The 19,793-nt window shown below is 38.4% G+C and carries 13 protein-coding genes; 3 read left to right on the top strand and 10 right to left on the bottom strand.

The genetic code is table 11. The features are described from left to right. Positions 1 to 108: 108 nt before the first annotated feature. On the bottom strand, positions 109 to 420 hold the full coding sequence (locus AACZ88_RS00350) for a DUF6660 family protein (RefSeq protein ID WP_339704507.1): 312 nt from the start codon (positions 418 to 420) through the stop codon (positions 109 to 111). Positions 421 to 615: 195 nt separating this feature from the next. Between AACZ88_RS00350 and AACZ88_RS00345 the strand changes: the two genes are divergently transcribed. Further along, the gene (locus AACZ88_RS00345; RefSeq protein ID WP_339704504.1) at positions 616 to 2,073 is read left to right on the top strand and encodes a hypothetical protein; all 1,458 of its coding nucleotides are present in this window, start codon (positions 616 to 618) and stop codon (positions 2,071 to 2,073) included. 93 nt (positions 2,074 to 2,166) lie between these two features. Here the strand turns inward: AACZ88_RS00345 and AACZ88_RS00340 are convergent, their stop codons facing one another. From AACZ88_RS00340 to AACZ88_RS00300, 9 genes are all read right to left on the bottom strand, one after another. After that, positions 2,167 to 2,796, bottom strand: a complete 630-nt coding sequence (locus AACZ88_RS00340) for a protein-L-isoaspartate(D-aspartate) O-methyltransferase (RefSeq protein WP_339704501.1) — start codon at positions 2,794 to 2,796, stop codon at positions 2,167 to 2,169. A 171-nt stretch (positions 2,797 to 2,967) separates the two neighbouring features. Then, entirely contained in the window at positions 2,968 to 3,774 is an 807-nt protein-coding gene (locus AACZ88_RS00335) for a hypothetical protein (RefSeq protein WP_339704498.1), read from the bottom strand. A gap of 97 nt (positions 3,775 to 3,871) precedes the next feature. Continuing rightward, entirely contained in the window at positions 3,872 to 6,103 is a 2,232-nt protein-coding gene (locus AACZ88_RS00330; RefSeq protein WP_339704495.1) for a TonB-dependent receptor, read from the bottom strand. 145 nt (positions 6,104 to 6,248) lie between these two features. Then, complete coding sequence (locus tag AACZ88_RS00325; protein ID WP_339704492.1) at positions 6,249 to 6,728, bottom strand: hypothetical protein; 480 nt, start codon at positions 6,726 to 6,728, stop codon at positions 6,249 to 6,251. 14 nt (positions 6,729 to 6,742) lie between these two features. Beyond that, complete coding sequence (locus tag AACZ88_RS00320; RefSeq protein ID WP_339704489.1) at positions 6,743 to 10,888, bottom strand: amino acid adenylation domain-containing protein; 4,146 nt, start codon at positions 10,886 to 10,888, stop codon at positions 6,743 to 6,745. 18 nt (positions 10,889 to 10,906) lie between these two features. After that, the gene (locus AACZ88_RS00315) at positions 10,907 to 11,146 is read right to left on the bottom strand and encodes an acyl carrier protein (protein ID WP_339704486.1); all 240 of its coding nucleotides are present in this window, start codon (positions 11,144 to 11,146) and stop codon (positions 10,907 to 10,909) included. A gap of 2 nt (positions 11,147 to 11,148) precedes the next feature. Continuing rightward, the gene (locus tag AACZ88_RS00310; protein WP_339704483.1) at positions 11,149 to 12,720 is read right to left on the bottom strand and encodes an amino acid adenylation domain-containing protein; all 1,572 of its coding nucleotides are present in this window, start codon (positions 12,718 to 12,720) and stop codon (positions 11,149 to 11,151) included. Positions 12,721 to 12,750: 30 nt separating this feature from the next. Then, the gene (locus AACZ88_RS00305) at positions 12,751 to 13,902 is read right to left on the bottom strand and encodes an acyl-CoA dehydrogenase family protein (protein WP_339704480.1); all 1,152 of its coding nucleotides are present in this window, start codon (positions 13,900 to 13,902) and stop codon (positions 12,751 to 12,753) included. 222 nt (positions 13,903 to 14,124) lie between these two features. After that, complete coding sequence (locus AACZ88_RS00300; RefSeq protein ID WP_339704477.1) at positions 14,125 to 15,207, bottom strand: hypothetical protein; 1,083 nt, start codon at positions 15,205 to 15,207, stop codon at positions 14,125 to 14,127. Between the two features lie 366 nt (positions 15,208 to 15,573). Here AACZ88_RS00300 and AACZ88_RS00295 point away from each other — a divergent pair, with 366 nt between their 5' ends. Both AACZ88_RS00295 and AACZ88_RS00290 read left to right on the top strand, forming a co-directional pair. Beyond that, positions 15,574 to 16,830, top strand: a complete 1,257-nt coding sequence (locus AACZ88_RS00295) for a HupE/UreJ family protein (RefSeq protein WP_339704475.1) — start codon at positions 15,574 to 15,576, stop codon at positions 16,828 to 16,830. Positions 16,831 to 16,852: 22 nt separating this feature from the next. Next, complete coding sequence (locus AACZ88_RS00290) at positions 16,853 to 19,780, top strand: amino acid adenylation domain-containing protein (RefSeq protein WP_339704473.1); 2,928 nt, start codon at positions 16,853 to 16,855, stop codon at positions 19,778 to 19,780. Positions 19,781 to 19,793: the final 13 nt, after the last annotated feature.

Here is a 19,793-nt window from a genome sequence, read left to right as displayed (position 1 = left end):
AGTGTTATACAACTTTCCGATACAATTTCCATAAATGAAATTGCTCGAAATTACAATTGACCTTAAGTAGGGTCAAAATAGGATACAATTATCCCTATGAAGTATAAGCTAGGCCCTAGGAGGTTGTAAAATAGTGTTGGGAATATCTTTTCCCAAACTGTCAAAATGAAGAAAAACCTTTGTTGTTATGGTATTGGAAACCAAATAAATGTCAGCAGGGCTGAAATAGGTAGCGTGTAAATGGCAACAGTGGCATATACAAAAGGGTGAGCACAAATCAAGATTTCCCTGACCATGATGATCATCTACGCTTTGAACCATTTCATCATGTACTACACCTTCTTTGACACTTCCATCCTCACAGGGAGTAAGGTTAAGCGTCAAAATATAAAATGCCAATATGACGGCTGTAAATTTCATTAGCGTAAATATATGAATTATTGAATGCAACAGTATTGCAAAGTAGGGCATGTATGGATTAAGCTGATTTGTACGATACTCTTTATCGATAAAACCCACCGTATGTGGGAATATAGCTATACTTCCTTGTTATTATTTATATTTTTATGTTTAAAAACGGCCCCAAATCACTGTTTTCCTTTTAAATATTATATTTTGAAAAAGAAAAAATTTACACCACTTGCCCTTGCCTTATTTGTTATCTATTGCTCTTGTTCCAATGATAATCTAGAAGAATATGTGAATATTCCTGAACCCGATGAACCCGCTATTGAGCAACCAGGTCAAGAAGTCATTGAAGTTGAAAAGTTACCGGAATATACGCAACGGTCGGGCAACCCCAGTATCGGATATGACTATTTGATTTCGGGAGATTATATGAGTTCCGGCATTCCGTATGACGCTTTTCTCAGGGGTTTTGGAGCCGACAATTCAAACGAACTTGAACGAACAGGAGACAATGCCGTTATCTCCTATGACTACACAGCGGTAAATGCCAACAATGGGGTTCGAGTGGTAGCGCCAAATTGTCTTCAATGCCATGCCGGAAAAATTAACGATGACCTTATCGTTGGGTTGGGAAACCACGCTGCCGATTTTACCATGAATAGAGCAGACGATATCGGACTGCTAAACACAGCCATTTCATTTCTATATGGCGGACAAAACAGTGAAGAGTGGTTGGCTTATGACCAATTTAGAAAAAGTATCGTAGCTATTGGTCCTAAAACTATTACTGAAACCATAGGAGTCAACCCTGCGGATAAAATCACACAAGTACTTGTTGCCCATCGCGACAAGAACACCTTAGAATGGAGCGATGCACCTCTTATTGATGTTGATGACGAAGTAATACCTACCGACGTTCCCGCATGGTGGTTGCTGAAGAAGAAAAACGCCATGTTCTATCATGCCATAGGAAGGTCTGATTTTTGCAAATCGTTTATAGGCGCTAGTTTGTTGACCCTTTTAAACAAGGATAAGGCTGAAGAACTTGATGAGAAAATGGTAGACGTACTGGCTTACATCAATAATTTGGAAGCACCACAGTATCCTTTTGAAATCGACACCGACTTAAGTAATCAGGGTAAGGTGATTTTCGAGGAAAATTGTGCCAGTTGCCATGGTACTTATGGCTCAAATCCGACCTATCCGAATTATATGGTCTCTTTAAAAACCATAGGTACAGACCCTGAGCTTTCCAACCACTATACAACACCTTCGCCGGTAAACAATAATTTTCTCGATTGGTTTAACACAGGTTGGTTCGGTACCGATGAAAATGCCTTGGAAATTATTGCAGATGGCGGTTATGTTGCCCCTCCACTTGATGGTATATGGGCTACGGCACCCTATTTTCATAATGGCTCCGTACCTACCTTGGAAGAGGTCTTAAATAGTGAACAAAGGCCCGCTTTATGGCGTAGAACCTTTGATAGCAGCGATTATGATCAAACGAAATTAGGCTGGAACTACACTGTCGAAACCACTAAGTCGGGGATAACCACCTATGACACCTCTTTAAAAGGGTATGGAAATGGAGGACATACATTTGGAGATGATCTTAACGATAGCGAACGTAAAGCACTTCTTGAATATTTAAAGACATTATAACGGTTTCTCCAGTAGGTAAGGCTCACAACGGACGATTTGCGAGATAGGAAAGGCGCTGTAATTCAGAAATAGGGATCTATTTTATATGCTGAATTAGTGTTCCTTTATTCGGGTAAAAGGCACGAAGCGCACCGCCATCATTTCTTTTGTTTTGATTTTTCCATTTCTTTTCACCACCCTTATTAGCTGTCTCACTCCGTTATGAGGCCCTATTGGAATAATCATACGGCCACCTTCCTTTAGCTGTTCCACCAAGGGAAGTGGTATGGTTTCTGCACCTGCCGTTACAACAATGGCATCGAAGGGAGCCTTTTCGGGCCATCCATGATAACCGTCCCCTAATTTTACCAAAACAGCATCGTAACCCAGCCTTTTTAATCGCTCTTTTGCCAGTTTCCCGAGACTTTCCACTATTTCAATGGTATATATCGAATCGGTAATCTCGGCCAGTACGGCTGCTTGATATCCCGAACCGGTACCTATTTCTAAGACCTTGGAGCCGGGTTTTAGCTTTAACTCCTGTGTCATTGCCGCAACCATATAAGGTTGTGAAATAGTTTGATCAAAGCCTATGGAAAGTGCCCTATCGGCATAGGCCATATCGCGAATGTTTTCTGGAACAAATTCGTGTCTTAGCACTTTGCGCATAGCCGCTAAGGTGGCCGTATCAGATATATCCCTATTTATAAGTTGTGATTGTACCATAACTTCCCTTTGGGCCATATAATTGACTTGACATAAGCCACTTCCCATCGAAAAAGAAACCAATATTATTGTGACAATTCTAATCAAATCAAGCACTTTTTCAATTAAAAGTTACTACAATAAATTTGAAAACAAAAACGCCCCTATCCGAAGATAGGGGCGTTATTTATAGAAAACTGATGTGTAGTTCTAATCTTTTAAAGAGATATCTTCAGTGGCGCCATTCGGATACGTAATTGTAGCCATATCATCACAACTTCCATCACCAAAACCAACCATGACCATCAAACCATTTTTATCAACACTCATTTGCCCACTAGTTAGATAGCTACAGCTTAAATTACCTTCTAAAATTGTACCTACAGCGACTTTATAGGTATCTCCTTCAACTTTTAAGGTCCAATTGCCGTCAATACTGAAGATACTTGTTTCTAAACTGTCTCCAAAGGTAAAACCAACCGTTTTAATTCCGTTTTCGACAATAATGGACTCATCACCCAGAACGACTGTCATATCACTAGTCACGGTAAAAACAAAAGAATTTTCCTCAGAGCTTGCGTCCATTACAAAGCTTCTAGAACCGTTAATCTTGATGTCTCCTACATAAAAATCATTATACGTTGCGGTATATGCTGTAGACTCCTCACCAATGCCATAAACAACAGTTAGGGTACCATTTACGTTCTCTGTTCCATTCAGAACACAATTATTGAACGTGGCCGAGAATCCGGTATCGCTATAAGTTGCCTCATAACAATCGGATAATTTAGCCGATTTAGCTGATTTGGCGCTACTTCCATTATTCATATATAATTCAGAGATTACGCTATCTGCAATACCTGAAATATCATCTGTTTCCAAAATGATCTTTAAATCACTTTGTGTAAGTTCTTCATCACTATTGATACTTTTTTCATCATCAGTACAGCTCACCAAAAAGAGGCCGAGTATACCAAAGAGGATAAAACTTTTGTTCATTCTAGTAATTCGGTTCATGTTCGATTTATATTTAGGGTTATACTCGGCTAAACGTAAAGCCTATTGTTTTAGTATTTTAAGATTGCTCTTTACGCTGAAACCCACATTAAAATCGTTAAAAAACAACAGAAATTTTAGCTCGGGCATAAAATGGGCTTCCTGGTGTAAAGTGTATTTCTTCTACAGGAGCCGACTCGTTAAACAGTCTACTTTCGGTAGCAAATTGCGTTTCATTCCATTCGGTATCGAACAAATTCTCGACGATAATTCCCAAGGTCCAATTTTTTATGGAATAATTGAGGTTGAAATCAGTTACGAAATAACCTTCGGCCACAATAGAGTCATCTTCATTGGCTGGGCGATCCCCTATAAAACGATAGTTCAAGCCACCTGAAAAGTTTCCTACATCCCTAAAGGAGAATCCCCCAGAGGAAGTCAGGTCGGGGGACAATGGGATATAATCCTCACCGTCAGGTTCATCGGTACTTCTAGCAAACGTATAATTAACATCCCCATTAAAATACAGCCAGTCGTTAAGCTGATATCTAAGACCAAAGTCCGCACCGTATCTTTTTGTTTTACCACTGGGTTCTACTATACCTGCGTCGCCCACATATACAAATTCCTGATCTAGGAAAAGACTCCACAATGCCGCATTTACCACGACACGTTCAGCCGGTTTTACAATGGCTCCCAAATCGGCACCATAAGCCGCCGGGAGAATCTCTTTGCCATTATTAGCCGTCACCACCCTGCTGTCGTTTGAGTGAAAGCCTATGCCGCTCTTGGCAAACAGTTGAAGGTTCTTCGATGCAGCAAATAACACGTTCAATTTGGGGCCTAAAAACAGCTTATCTTCACTCTTATGGTCATAGGTCTCGGATAGAAAATTATCATAATCAAATTTGAAATAATCCAATCGGAGGCCCGGGTTTATTGTCCAGTTATTTTTCTTATAAGTCGCATTGATAAATCCGTATGTGTTCAATTCGTCAACATCACCAAAAGCCAATTGCTCTAAGGTTGTTTTTCTGTTCAATGTTCTTGACAGCTCTACATCATTAACATCGTCGTATCGAAAACCAATACCGGATTCATACTTAAACTGGGTATCATGATCACCAACATGAAACGAACGTTCATAAGCTGTTTCTGCGCCTATTATGGTTCGATCTTCAAATTGTCTTATTTGGTCCCCGTTGACAGGGTCCTCTAAAAAGAATGTAAAGTTTGAAAACAGTTCAAAATCATATTTTGAGACGTAGGCCTTTGATTTTAAGCGGGAATGCTCATCGAGTTGTTTGCTATGGTTGACCCACAGGTTTGAACGACTTGTATGTCCGCCCTCGGTATCGTCTATAGCCCCGAATCTACCTATTAACCCTTGATCGACGGCACGTTGTGGTATTTGACCCGAAGCATCCCATTTACTTTGAAAGTGCGAAATGCTTAAACTCAAATCTTGGTCTTTTCGATTATTGTAATTGTAGCGCCCCATGATATTGAAACGATTAAAACTTTGGGGAGAATCAAAAAAACCATCGGTCAGCACCATTTCCGAAGCGATATAGGCATTGTTGAAATCATCCTCCACGATTTTGAACATACTCAGTGCCCTTAATGTATTGAACTGACCGGCTTCCACTGCAATGGAATTGTTCTTGATATTCTTTTTGGTCTTTAAATCGATATAACCCGCCGTATTAAAATTTCCTTTATCTGCGTAATACGGACCTTTTCCAAAATCAATATTGTCAATGGTTTCCGGTATTATAAAATGCATATCCGAATAGCCTTGGCCATGTGCATGAGAAACCATATTTACAGGAAGCCCATCAACATTTATGGCGATATCGGTGCCATGGTCAATATCGAAACCTCTTAAAAAAATCTGCTCCGCTTTTCCACCGCCTGCATGTTGGCCAATGATTAGTCCGGGTACTTTTCGTAGTATTTCTTGTGATGATTTTATGGGATTGGCCTTGACATCGACATTTACAAAGGTGCTCAGTGCGTTTACTTTTGAAACCAACACGACCTGTTCCAGTGAAACGACCGATTCTTTAAGGGCTATTTTGATAGTGCTATCGAGGTGTTTTTCTTCAATGGTTAATTGATAGTTCGAATACCCCAAACTGTAAAAAAACACGATATCGCCTATAGAAATATCGTCAAGCTCAAAATAACCCGAAACATTTGAATAGGTATATCCCCCCGTTGTCTTGTTATATACCCCGACCCCCTCTAAAGGGATGTTGTCTTCAGATACTATAGTGCCATTGAGTTCATGGGCGCTCAACCAATGACTCACAATAAAAAATGCAAAAAATATGATAAGTTGTTTCATACTATAAATTTTAGATGATTTGTTATTACCCACATCAAATAATGGCATCCTCTGAGGAAGACAGATTGAATGGGAACATGAATTATGGAAATCGCGATAGGTAAATCTTCGCTTTGGCAGAATACCAAAGCAATGGAATGAAAACTTAACCCTGGAAGTCGTATCTGGGAGGGTCGTACAATTCATGGGAATAGCCATCACTGTATTTACAGACTATTTCACTAAAATGGTTGCTTTGATTCAAGACCAAGTGACTTTGAACCAAGTTTTTGGTTACCACAAAATGCTTATCTATTTTTATTTTGGTTATGAACGCATCTTTGGAATCATCTTCATCATTCGAAGCCTTAAAAATGGAATCAAAGAAATCTAAAATCCCATGTTCGTGGTCGTTCACCCCAATTTCATGTTCTATATGTAGATGTTCCTTAAAAGAGTCATGGTCTACAAAGGAGTCATGTGACATAACATGACCGGGCATTTCAAAAAAATGTGAAACGGAATGAAGTACAGTACCAATTTGTTGGTGTAGCGGGGTGGTCAAATAACATATTCCCATAAGTACAGCTATCCATTTTTTTAAAATGGGTCTGAAATCTTTTAAGAAAGTTGCTACTACTTGCATTTCGTTACTATTCGTTATTCCTTTAGAAGTTCGACCAACGTATCTTCGATAAATTTTGAATATTCAGCAATTGTGGGCAGCTCGAATATTTTATTTAAAGGAAAATTCATTTCAATTTCTTCGTTTATGCGCGCTGTTACCCGTATAGCGGCAAGCGAATGCCCCCCTAAAGCGATGAAATCGTCATGGACGCCCACCTGTTTTAATCGTAAGACCTCTTTCCAAATCGCGGCCAGAATTTCTTCGATTTCCCCTTCTGGTGCAACAAAGGGCGTATCCATATCCAATTGCGAACTGTTCAGTGCCTTCAATGCCGTCTTATCTACTTTTCCGTTCAGGGTTAGCGGGAGTTCTTCCATAAACTTAAAATGGGAAGGCAGCATATAATCGGGCAATTCCATTTTTAAGTATTCATGCAGTTCTTTCGCTGACAAATGCTTCCCTCCTGTGTAATAAGCAACTAGTTTCTTATGATTTGATTCATCTTCACCTGGTTCTTGATATCCGATTTCATCAGTAATTCGCTTTACTTCCTTCTCATCAATAAATTCATTTATTTCATCGAGGGTTTCTTTTCGAGTTTTATGACCCATACGAACATCCCAACTATAGGGGAAAGCATAGTTACTATAACCCTTCTGCTTTTTATGCACATAAATACCCACTTGATTAATGAGGCAATTGGTCGACCGACCAGTGTCGGTAGGCCGCACCCAGCCTACCTTTTCCTTTAGGTAGGTCAACATTTCCTCTAATTTTACATCGCTATATCTGTAAAAATCGATAAACTGTACCTTTTCAAAAGTTGTGTCGGTATTGAACATTGAAACATCGAGCAGGTTTTTTACGGCATCTTCTTCCTGATGATATAATTTACGAGCTTCAAGTATGGTCTTATCGATAGTATCAACGTCTACATCTTCGTCCCAAAACAATTCCTCGGTTAAGCGAGTCTCAAAAAACTGTCCTCGGGAGAGTCCGGTAACCACAAAGGGAATCTCCTTTTCCAAAGCAATTTGCGTACTTAACGTATAAATTGTTTTAAAACAGCCATTACAAACATTATGGTGGCGGTGAAGGCTATCAACAAATATTTTATTCATATGCTCGGTTGTACCGTAAATATGGTCAACGCCCAATTTTTTGACAATTTTATCGATGTTGTTTTTTGCCTGATCTGAAATATAGCCGTTGTCTAAGGTGAAGGCCAATACCTTTAAACCCATACCTATGAGTTGCGCCAGAATATACGTACTATCTTTACCTCCACTTAAAAGTGAAAGACAATCATAATTGGGGTTTTTACCCCGTTTTGAGGTTAAAACGTCCCTAAGTTCATCGGTAGTCTTAAAATAGCGTTGTGCCTCATCTTTGTATCCTTTAAAGGCATTACATAGATGGCACACCCCCTTTTCGTCAAAATCGGTATTCGGATAGTTGGAGGGCAAGCCGCACTCTACACAATTAACAACTTCGTCTTCAGAAACAGACTTTTCATTCTCTATCAGAACCACAGCGGCATTCGTAACCGCATTGTGACTCAACATATTTGCTTCGATATCGGAGGGTTCTATACGGAAACCCCTAAGTTTAATTTGTTCGTCGGCTCTACCTAAATATTCCAATTCGCCAAATGAATTCTCTCTAGCCAAGTCACCTGTATGATATATTTTTGCACCCTTTACGAAAGGATTTTCAATAAACTTATCTTGGGTCAAAGCCGGCAAATTGGCATACCCCTCAGCGAGCCCGGTTCCTCCCAAATAGAGTTCCCCGATAACCCCTTTTGGAACTATATTGTTATAGGAATCCAGAATATAGGCTTGCATATTGTCGATGGGCGTTCCTATAGGCACCGATACATCATTGTGTTTATCTCTGTCAAATTGGGAAACGATACAGCCCACCGTTGCCTCTGTTGGTCCATATTCGTTATAGATTCTCAGTGTTTCCCCAAAAGCCATTTGTGTAGTAGCTGCAAGATTTGTTTTAAAGTCTTCACCTCCAACAATCATTGTATTTATCCTTGAATGCGATAAATCAGTACCCTGCAGCAAGGCAAGGTGTGAGGGGGTTAACTTTATGCTGTTCACCTTATTATCCGCCAAGACTTCCATTAGTGAAATATCAGGTCCTTGATCAGCACCTTTATAGATTACAAGCTCACCTCCAGTTATTAATGGAAGAAAAGTGGCGGTAATCGTAAGATCGAACCCAATGGATGTAAATAATGGAAATATAAATTTATCGCTAGTAGCATAAGCTCTTTTAGCCCAATTCAAATAGTTAAGAATAGCCCCATGGGAAATCAAAACTCCCTTCGGATTTCCCGTAGACCCCGACGTATAAATTATATACGCAATATCTGACGGATTTATGACTACTTCATTATATTTATAACTTTGATTTTCAATTGATTCTGATGCTACTTTTAAATCAATAATTTCAGCTGTTCCCGGCTTTATATTTTTCTTTAATCGGGTGTCGGTCAATACCAGCGAGCACCCAGAATCTGCTAAAATATAAGCGACACGTTTTGCCGGTTGGTCGGAAGGAATAGGTATAAAGTTTCCTCCCGTTTTTAGTATAGCGAGCACACCGATAATATACTCGGGACTCCTTTCCAGATAAACTGCCACGCAATCACCTTGTCCAATATTAAATGATTTTAAGTAGTTTGCCAATTGGTTGGCCTTTTCATTTAATTCGCCATAGGTGAAGTCTAATGTATTTGCTCTTAAAGCAATACAATCGGCGTTTGCCTTGGCGCATTGCCCAAATAAAGAAATGATGCATTCATCCTGATTTTCATCTTTGACCGTTCCCGGTTTGTCAATTATTTTCGGAACCGCTGTTAAAGCAGGTCTTTGAATCGGCTGATTCAAATCAGATAATAAACTATCGACAAGGTTCAAAAAATGATTAGGTACTTCTGCCGAAAGATTTGAATCGAATATATCTTTATTCAAATCAAAATAAACTTCGATTTCACCAGAAGCATTCAAGTCGTATATATGGCATCTTATTTGATGCCCTGGATCACAATGCCCTGGGTGAATCCACCGTGATTTTACCGGTAAACCATTAAAGTCGGTAAAACTGTTGTTTAAATAATTTATAACAGCGTTGTAACTTGCACTTATAGCTGGGGTCGATAAGCCCGGTTGACCATATTTTAAGAATTCATTCGTCTCTAATTTTATCTTTTGAAGTAGAGACTCGAAAGTTTCGTCATTCTCAACACTAACCACCATTGGAAAGACTTCAATAAACAAACCAGGTGTTTCTTTATGAATTTTGGATACTCGATTGTGTGTGGGAGCCCCTATTGTAATAGTTTTTTGTCCACTAATCCTATTTAGAAAAGAAAACAAGGCTAATGAAAAAAGGTTGAAAAGCGTGAGATGAGATGTCCAAGACCTTATATCAGAACGTTCAGCCAGTTGTTTGAGTCTAAGTGACCTCTCTCTTCCAAAGGGGACAGTTATACGGATTGCCTCTGTTGTTTTCGGTCTTTGTTTTTTGCCATAGAAGCCGGATACTACGTTAATTCTTTCAATCTTTTGAGACCAATAATGTTTTACTCTTTGGAGATATGGTCTCTCCCGCTCTAGTTTCTCAAATGAAACATAAGACAGAAAAGAAGGAACGTTTACCATCTGTGATAATGTGCCATTCATACAATGTGCATACAGTGTAGCCATCAAATCATACAAGATGGAAGTTGATGTAGCGTCAGTTGCGATATGATGAATATTCAAATACCAGATAAATTTGTTTTGACCACAACTTAAGAGCGCCGAATCAAACAACAGTTTTGATAAATCTAATTTTTTTTGGCTTCGGTGAAATATCCATTCTTCCCTAGCTATCTCGCTTTCCGTTTCCTTAAGAAAAAATACGGGTAATTCATATTCCAGTTGGCCCAATACTTCTTGGACAGGATCGCCTTGCACATCAATAAAAACTGTTCGCAAAGCATCAACACGGTCGACAAGTTCTTGAAATGCCCTTTGAAAAACAGAAATATCGATTTCACCATCTATTTCAAAAGAATGAACCATATTATATAATGGTGCATCGGGATTCAATTTCTGACCCGCCCATATCAACAATTGACTTTTGGTCAATGGATATTTCTTTGTATTTGTTCCTTTCATAGGCTATGACCTTGAAATTTATTGCTTCCTACGCGATAAATAATCCAAGATGTGACCGACGGTCATAAAATTTTCTATTAACATATCTTCTGGTGGTATCTTTATGCCAAACTCGTTCTCAATAAACAAGATTAATCTTGTAATTCCCAACGAATCGACAATTCCACTACCTAAAAGGTCGTCTTCAATATCGATTTCTTCTTCTAGGGTTCCATTTGCTAATTGTTCTCTTATAAAATCTTTCAATATCTGCTCCATAATTATGCATCAATTAGTTTGTCGGTTATTCTATTCAACAATGTGGGACGATCTATTTTTCCTGAACTGGTTCTTGGGAAATAAGGTAAGACTTCAATCATAGTAGGAATTGAATGTTGCGGGAGAAGTCCTCTACAAAATTTCGTCATCATCTTCGAATCAATATCAAATAAAGGAAATAACAACAGTGCGGCAGCCAATATTTTTACTCCTTCTTCTTTTTCAATTACGAATACAGCGGCTTCTTGAACGCCCTCATGCCGGAGTAGTATAGATTCTACTTCGTTCATCTCTATGCGATACCCTCGTATCTTTACCTGTCGATCATTTCTTCCAACGAAAACCAATTTTCCATATTCATTTTTATACACCATATCCCCAGTACAATAATATATATTGTTTTTGGTCGGTGTTACCTTTTCAATATAGGTTGACTTTTTTGTCAAGGCATCATTATTCCAATACCCTCTCATCATAGTAACAGATTGAATGAGTAACTGCCCGGTAATTCCGTCATCAACTTCCTTATAATTTTTATCCATTATCTTAAAACTTGTATCGGACCAAACTTCACCAATCGGTATATTGCTATTGAGATCATCGGGTACCACATTGTGATAGGTACACTGGTTTACTTCCGCAGGACCATATACATTACAAAAAGTGGCATGGGGCCATAACTTTGTAAAAGTTTTCAAATATTTCAATGCAAAATTTTCACCTCCGAACAATACCCAACGTATCGATTTCAAATCTTTTTGCTCTAAAAACCCTCCCTGTAAGAGTTGTATCAATGCTAAAGGAACCGAGTACCAGATGGTGATTTGTTCCTTTTCGAGCAATTGCGCTAAACTAAAAGGCATTTTTACATGGGCATCAGAGAGTATAATGCTGGTTGCACCGGCATAAGGCACCGTAAAAAAGCCGAAAGTTGAGATATCAAAATGTAGAGGGGCATGACTAGCAAATCTATCCAAGTGATGCACTCCATACAAATCGGCAGAGAGGCGGGCATAGCTCAGGCCACTGAAATGCGTGTGCATTATTCCCTTAGGCGGCCCTGTAGAACCCGAGGTATACATAATATAGGCTAAATCATCTGGCCCTATTGCAACGGGCTGATAATTTTCAAGGTTGTTCTCAAAAAGATTATCCCATGAAATCGATTTGATATTCAGGTCCAAAGTAACACCAATAACCGATTCAACAACCATCGTGTCTGTTAGCAAAGACGTTAATCTTTTTTTTTGCGACCTTGTGCTTACGATATGTGCTATAGAACAATCTTTCAATAAAAACAAGGTCCTTGAATGTGGTGTCATAGCATCTAAGGGCACATATACACCTCCCGCCCTCATAATACCATAGATGGCTATTGCGGTTTCTATACACCTATTCATGTAGACACCGACCCTATCACCCTTTTTGACCCCAATTCTAATCAGGTGATCTGCCAATTGATGCATTCTATGTTCTAATTCAGAATAGGCAAGAGCCTTACTACCGAAGCGAAATGCCTCTCGTTCGGGATGGCTGCGAGCTGAATTTTCTATAATTTGGGGTAACGTTTCCAACAAAGTAATTTTCGTATTTATTTAAAAATTCTAAAGACCTAATAAATTGGCTATAGTCTTTCTTTGGATGTCAGAGGTACCTGCATAAATTACACCACCAACGGCATCCCTTAAGTTTCTTTCCACTTCATTTTCTGTAACATATCCGTAACCGCCATGGTTTCGGATCGCTGCTATACTAGACGCCAAAAAGCTTTCACTAAGCTGTAACTTCAAAAGTGCCGCCTCCATCATTGCTGATTCGCCCTGCCCCTTTAACCATGCCACTTTATAAAGAAGCAAGCGCGATGATTCTAATCGCAATTTCATATCGGCAATTCGATTCGACACCGATTGAAAATCACCAATAGATTTTCCAAATTGTTTTCGCTGTTTAACAAAAGCGATAGATTCTTCAAGTTGCCTTTCCATTGCACCGAGTTGGCTTGCTAGTATATTACACCTATCAAACTCTAGTGTCGACAAAATAATACTCCATCCTGCACCCTCCGCTCCGAGCCTATTGGCATCGGGTATAAAGCAATTGTTAAATTTCAACTCTCCGAATGGAACGGTTCGCATACCCATTTTTGGTTTATTCGGACCTATTTCAAACCCTTCGGTATTTTTTTCGACAATAAAACCAGAAATACCCCACTTTCCTACCTTCGGATTGGTAACAGCAAAAACCAGAGCCAAATCGGCAACGGGGGCCAGGGTTATATAACGTTTACTTCCATTCAAGAGATACCCATTTTTAACTTTTACCGCAGTCGTTTCCATGTTAAAAACGTCAGAGCCCGAATTGGTTTCCGTTAACCCGTGACAGCCTATCAATTTTCCGGAAGCCATATCCCTTAAGAAAGTTTCTTTTTGAAAATCGGAACCAAACTGATAAATAGGAAGTTGTACGGGCCACATATGCGCATTAAGTGCAAGAGGCAAACCATTGTCTTTACAACCATACCCCAAACCTTCCATCGCCAAAGTGGCACTAAGTACATCTACTTCTTCAAACGTGCCCCCATATTTTTTGGGGATGGACAAGCCCTGAATACCAAATGCTGCACACTTTTTCCAATCATCAAGGGAAAAAACACTATTCTCATCTCGCTGTGCGACTGAATCGTTTAACTGTTCTTTTGCAAAATCAATAACCTTATTTTTATATGCTAGCTGATCGCTTGTCCAAGAAAAATCCATTATTATCGTTTGTTTAGGTTGTCATTTAGATAAAGTAGTCTCGTTGCATGGCGCAAAGGTTATCCCAAAGAGACTAAAATTTACTATTTATAATATACTGTCGAATCTCAGACAGGTCTTCAATCCATGAATTCATTGCATCGAATAAAAATTTTTAAAAGCGGCCAATCAATTTCAAAGCGGTAAGAAGGATAATTCGAAATCTTAAAGTGGATTCTTTTCCTATGCATCGGAACTGGCCATTTTGGTTTTGGGCTCTTTTAAAAAATGATAGGGATTTTTCGCATCTTCGGATACATTTTCTATATTAAATGCAGTTCCGACCGAAAATTTCTCTGCTAGATTTAAAAATAAATCCATCATCACATAGTCTTCCAATGCCCACCCGGTAGAATCAAAAACGGTTCTAACATCTTTCAAATGAAGATATTCATTTTTGCGTTTGGTCAATTGAACCCAATCAAGTCCAATTTCGGTATCGTCGAGCTGTTGACACTCGCCTTCGATTTTAGCTTGACCGATAAAATCAGGGCATACATAACTTTTTTGTAATAGGTCAAGTGGCAATTCTATTTTTCCTGGGAAATCTGATCCAATAGCGTTTATATGCAAGTGATTCTTTGAATCGAGGTTTTCGAATAGAGGCCCCTCACCTACCTCTAGAGAGGTTTCAGTACAGACAATATCTGCATCTGCAATGATTTTTTCAATATTGGAAAAGATAATCTGAATGTTCAAATTCAAAGGAGCGATTCGCTCTAAGAATGAATCCATTGCAGAACGATCTACATCATATATCATAACCGACTGAAGATCAAATACTCTAGAAAGTGCATGCAATTGTGTTATTGATTGACAACCACAGCCGATAAGTCCCAAAACCGTACTGTCTTGTTTTGCCATTAGTCTACTTGCTACTGCCGAAGCCGCACCTGTTCTTAAAGCCGTCAAGAACACTCCATCGGCGATGCCCCTAAGATGCCCCGTACTTGTGTCGTAAGCAGAAATGGAAGATAAAATCGTCGGTAGATTATAGTTATTAGGGTTATTAGGGTGATAACCTACTACTTTAATCGTTACTTCTTTTCCTATTTGATGAACAGGCATCCATTCTATCAATCCCGGATGCTTCCCATTATAGTTAAACCCTTTGCGTATAGGAATATCTATAAAATTTGTATTGTATTCTTCAATTGCCAAGGTTAAATTTTGAATAATCAGGTCCATTAAGTTATCCAATCCAAAATTTTCCGTTATTGTAATGACGTCATTTCCTGACAGTACAATGGTATGATTTTCTTTCATTTACTAAGTATTGACTAAATTTCAAGTAATTCTACGGTTGATTGCTGTAATATAGCAATTATAACTTTCACTTATAGGTGCAATAAAAGTATTTCGGTGAAACGTTGTTTATCGAGGTCAGTCTACATTACAACCCATTAAAAGTTTCTTTTTAACGTTATTTTTAAGAAAATCACTTTTTTTTCTGTTACTTGGTAGAGAATATATAATTTCTATTTGAGGTCTGAAAGGTTAAAAACAATACAACAATTATCATAAGAAAAAGAGAAATCTTAAACTATTTGAAGACACTAAATGGAGTATTAAATACAAATGGTTTAGCCAACCAAAACAGGTTTAGCTGTATCTAAATAACGACCGAACAATATGAATAAGCTTCTTAATTTTTTACTGTTTTTAATATTTTTAGTGCCTGTACTTCTACAAGGTCATATTCCTAATCAAAGTTATATTTTCCTGCGCATCTATGAAAACGATGGTATAAAGGGACGATTTGAAATCAATACGCGCGAGGTAAATAAAATCTATGGAACCAATTTTGAAAATGGGGTAACTCTAAAAGAGTTAGAACCATATCTCAAAGATTTAAAGGCCTATCTCCTCAAGAATACCAATTTTTCTTCCAAACAGGGAAATCATAAAATAGTGCTGAAAGATAGTGTAGGCATATTTCCTGGAAACCTTGGAGATTTTGTTCAAGTTTATTTTGATTTAGAAAACACAAATACCCTACCTGACGACCTTATTGTAGACTATAGTGCCGTTTTCGAAAAAGATGATACCCATAAAGGTTTTTTGATTACCGAGTATAATTGGAGGGCAGGTGTGTTCAATGAAGAGGCTAATATTTCTCTTGATTTCGGTCCGAATGATACTCGAGATACTTTGGACCTAACGGATATCTCTGTCTGGAAGGGTTTTGTGGCAATGATCAAACAGGGGATTTGGCATATTTGGATCGGATTTGACCATATTCTATTTCTGTTGGCATTGATTCTTCCTTCTGTGGTACGCAGAAAGAAAGCCGTTAATGTCGAGAACGGAACAAAGACATCGACACAGAAATTTGATATTTGGGGGTGGGAACCTGTACTCAAGTTCAAGCCTGCCTTTATGTACATTCTTAAAATCGTAACCTTCTTTACAATTGCCCATACTATTACACTCAGTTTGGCTTCACTTAAAATTATCAACTTACCATCACAATTTGTGGAATCGGTTATTGCTCTATCGATTGGATTGGCCGCATATCATAATATCAAACCATTATTTAAAGGAAAAGACTGGGTAATAGCCTTTGTATTCGGACTTTTTCACGGTTTTGGTTTTGCAAGCGTCATGGCTGACCTCGGTATTTCCGGCGAATTCTTGACCCTAACCCTTTTAGGGTTTAATTTAGGTGTAGAACTGGGACAGGTTGGAATCATCTTAGTCATATTCCCTATTTTATTTTATATGAGAAAACTAAAAATGTATCCCTACTTTTTAGTTTGGCTTTCCGTTGTTCTAATCATCGTTTCATTATATTGGTTGGTTGAACGCGTATTTGATATAAATTTAAAATTAGATGATTACCTGATCAAAAAATTGTATAACATAGCCGTATCCCTTGGATTAAAATAGTTGAATTCTTAGCAATCGAACAATGAAGAGAGAAAATACGAAATCATCACTTTTAAGCCGTTGGAAATCGAAACAGAAAGGTCATGGTAGAATAAATAGTATTGAAAAAGCTCCCGAAGGTGCATTGATTCCTCTTTCTGGTGGTCAACAGCGCCTTTGGTTTTTGCAGCAGTTGTATCAAGAAAACCCGCTGTATAACTATTCTGAATGCCTTAAGTTTAGGGGAGAATTGAACGTTGATGTGTTAGAGCAGAGTTTAAATTTTATTGTATCTGAAAATGAAGTACTTAGGTCATTTTATAAACTCGATAATGAGCGACTTGTTCAGAAAGTAAGTTCTACTGATAAAATCGATTTTGTTAAATTCGATTTAAGTGAACTTGATCATGAGGAGAAAGACACTCGCAAAAATTCAATTTTATTCTTGGAAGCAAGAAAATGTTTTGATTTGAGCAAGCCACCTTTGATAAGAACGCTCTTATTAAAGTTAAGTGGCTCAGAGCATATATTGTTTATTACGATGCACCATATCATTTTTGATAAATGGTCGATGGACATTTTGCTAAATCAACTTTCCTCTAATTATACCAAACTACTTTCAGGCGTTTCAATAGCGGTCGACCATAATAAATTACAGTTTGCCGACTACGCCTATTGGCAACAAAATAGGATTATCGACTCTGAACAGCTAAACTATTGGAAAAAAAAGTTGGGCGGTGATACTCCTTTTTTAGAACTCCCGACGGACTACCCTCCTCCCAAGTTTCGCCTCTTCAAGGGAGCAGAACATACACGTCATTTGCCTAAAAAACTTTCTGAAAAAGTATTGAATTTAGTTAGGGAATTAGAAACAACACCATATGTTCTTTTACTTTCGACTTATTATCTCTTTCTTTTTAAATATAGTGGGCAGAAAGATTTACTGATAGGTTCTCCAATTTCTTCTCGAGATCAGAAAGTATTGGAAGATATTATGGGTTTTTTTGATGATACTATTGTTTTAAGAGCAAATATAACCCCCTCGGTTTCATTTTCAACTTTGGTAAAGGAAATCAATAGCATCGTATTAGAGGCTTTTTCAAATAAAGATGTTTCTTTTGATAACTTGGTAAAAAACATAAGACTGGAAAGGTCTTTGGGCAACAATCCATTCTTCCGGACCATGTTTATTTATCATGCGGTGAAATCCGATCAATCCTTTGGTTCGAATCTTCATCTTGAGCATTCATTTTATAATGCTGGAGTGTCTAAGTTCGACCTCACCTTGTTTGTCGCCAATTCAAACGGTCACCTTTCTACATCTTTTGAGTACGCCACCGATATTTTCTCAGAAACTACCATCATAAGATTTCAAGATCATTTAGAGGTCCTACTTGAAGAAATAGTTGCCAGTCCAAGTAAATCTCTTTCCGAAATTGAGATGCTAACCTTAGACGATAAACAGTTTTTCTTTCCCATGCCAACCCAACAAAAAAAACTTTTTGGTGGTTTCGAAGGTATTCATCAGATTATAGAAGCGGCCGCCATGAAGCATCCGACGGCTACCGCAGTAACTTTTGGCAATAAGTCGATTACTTATGAAGTATTGATGCGCAGAGCAGACGTATTGGCCCATACCATTTTAGAAAGCACCAAGGGATCTAATGAGATTGTTGGTCTCTGTACAGAGCGCTCGATTTCAATGATCGTGGGTCTTGTGGCCATTCTGAAAGCGGGGTGTGCCTATTTACCGCTCGACCCCGAATATCCGCTTCAGCGAATTGCTTTTATGCTAAAAGATTCGAATGCATCTATAGTTTTGACTCAAAAATCTTTACGTTCCAATTTTGGTGATTTTAAAGAAAAAGTTTTGCTAATCGACGACGTTAATAATGATACAATAGAAACACTTAACAATTTTTCCTGCGTTTCAAGTGATGCAATGGCCTATGTGATATACACCTCCGGTAGTACGGGAAAACCTAAGGGTGTGCCTATTTCCCATCGTAATATTATCAATTCTACCGAAGGAAGACTTTCATTCTATCCCGATAGTCCAAAAACTTTTTTACTGATGTCGTCCATTGCATTCGACAGCTCAAAAGCAGGTATTTTTTGGACACTGTGTACAGGTGGCAATCTCGTCGTTACCGAAAAGCATATTGAGCAGGACTTGACTAACTTGACAACCGTAATTAGCAAAAACTTGGTTACCCATACCTTAATGCTTCCTTCTTTATATAAGCTGATTCTGGAACATTGCTCCCTTCCCTACTTGAAAAGCTTAACAACCGTCGTCGTTGCGGGCGAAGCCTGCCCCTCTGTTTTATGTAATACGCATTTCAACAAGCTACCGAATACAGCACTTTATAATGAATATGGCCCGACAGAAGGCACCGTTTGGTGTATTGCAAAGAAAATAGAAGAAAAAGATGGTTTGGGTACGGTGCCCATAGGCAAACCGGTTGCCAATACCGAGGTATACTTATTGGATGATTCAAAAAAAATGGTGCCATTCGGTGCGATTGGAGAAATTTATATTGGAGGCATTTCACTTTCCAATGGTTATTTAAATCGTCCTGAACTAACAAATTCATTTTATATAAGCAACCCTTTTAGTAAAAACCCAACGGCAAAACTTTACAGAACAGGTGATTGGGGTCGGTATGACCTTAACGGAAACATTATATTTCTTGGGCGGGGCGACCAGCAAGTAAAGATTAGGGGCCATCGAATCGAAATGGATGAAATCGAAAAAAAAATCAATGAGAGCGGTATGGTCGATAACGCATTTGTCGTAATGGAAAAGATACAAAAGGTACCAGCCCTCAATTTAGAAGACAACGACATCGCAGAAAATATAAACCACTATTTAAATGACAGTGAAATAGCCCATTTGCTTAATGAACTAGAGTCACTGAATAGCGAAGAAAAGGATTATCTCCTTACCCAGATATCATCCTTAGATTAATCAACAGAACTAA

It is taken from the genome of uncultured Kriegella sp., assembly GCF_963975415.1.
Taxonomy (GTDB): Bacteria; Bacteroidota; Bacteroidia; order Flavobacteriales; family Flavobacteriaceae; genus Kriegella.
Note: the sequence above shows the minus strand (reverse complement) of the source record. Positions and strands in the feature narration are given on the sequence as shown.

What these genes read in the sequence shown, in the direction of transcription:
- AACZ88_RS00295 (WP_339704475.1), top strand. Translation starts at nt 15,574, where the DNA reads ATGAATAAGCTTCTTAATTTTTTACTGTTTTTAATATTTTTAGTGCCT.
- AACZ88_RS00305 (WP_339704480.1), bottom strand. Translation starts at nt 13,902, where the DNA reads ATGGATTTTTCTTGGACAAGCGATCAGCTAGCATATAAAAATAAGGTT.
- AACZ88_RS00350 (WP_339704507.1), bottom strand. Translation starts at nt 420, where the DNA reads ATGAAATTTACAGCCGTCATATTGGCATTTTATATTTTGACGCTTAAC.
- AACZ88_RS00300 (WP_339704477.1), bottom strand. Translation starts at nt 15,207, where the DNA reads ATGAAAGAAAATCATACCATTGTACTGTCAGGAAATGACGTCATTACA.
- AACZ88_RS00325 (WP_339704492.1), bottom strand. Translation starts at nt 6,728, where the DNA reads ATGCAAGTAGTAGCAACTTTCTTAAAAGATTTCAGACCCATTTTAAAA.
- AACZ88_RS00315 (WP_339704486.1), bottom strand. Translation starts at nt 11,146, where the DNA reads ATGGAGCAGATATTGAAAGATTTTATAAGAGAACAATTAGCAAATGGA.
- AACZ88_RS00335 (WP_339704498.1), bottom strand. Translation starts at nt 3,774, where the DNA reads ATGAACCGAATTACTAGAATGAACAAAAGTTTTATCCTCTTTGGTATA.
- AACZ88_RS00290 (WP_339704473.1), top strand. Translation starts at nt 16,853, where the DNA reads ATGAAGAGAGAAAATACGAAATCATCACTTTTAAGCCGTTGGAAATCG.
- AACZ88_RS00340 (WP_339704501.1), bottom strand. Translation starts at nt 2,796, where the DNA reads ATGGCCCAAAGGGAAGTTATGGTACAATCACAACTTATAAATAGGGAT.
- AACZ88_RS00320 (WP_339704489.1), bottom strand. Translation starts at nt 10,888, where the DNA reads ATGAAAGGAACAAATACAAAGAAATATCCATTGACCAAAAGTCAATTG.
- AACZ88_RS00330 (WP_339704495.1), bottom strand. Translation starts at nt 6,103, where the DNA reads ATGAAACAACTTATCATATTTTTTGCATTTTTTATTGTGAGTCATTGG.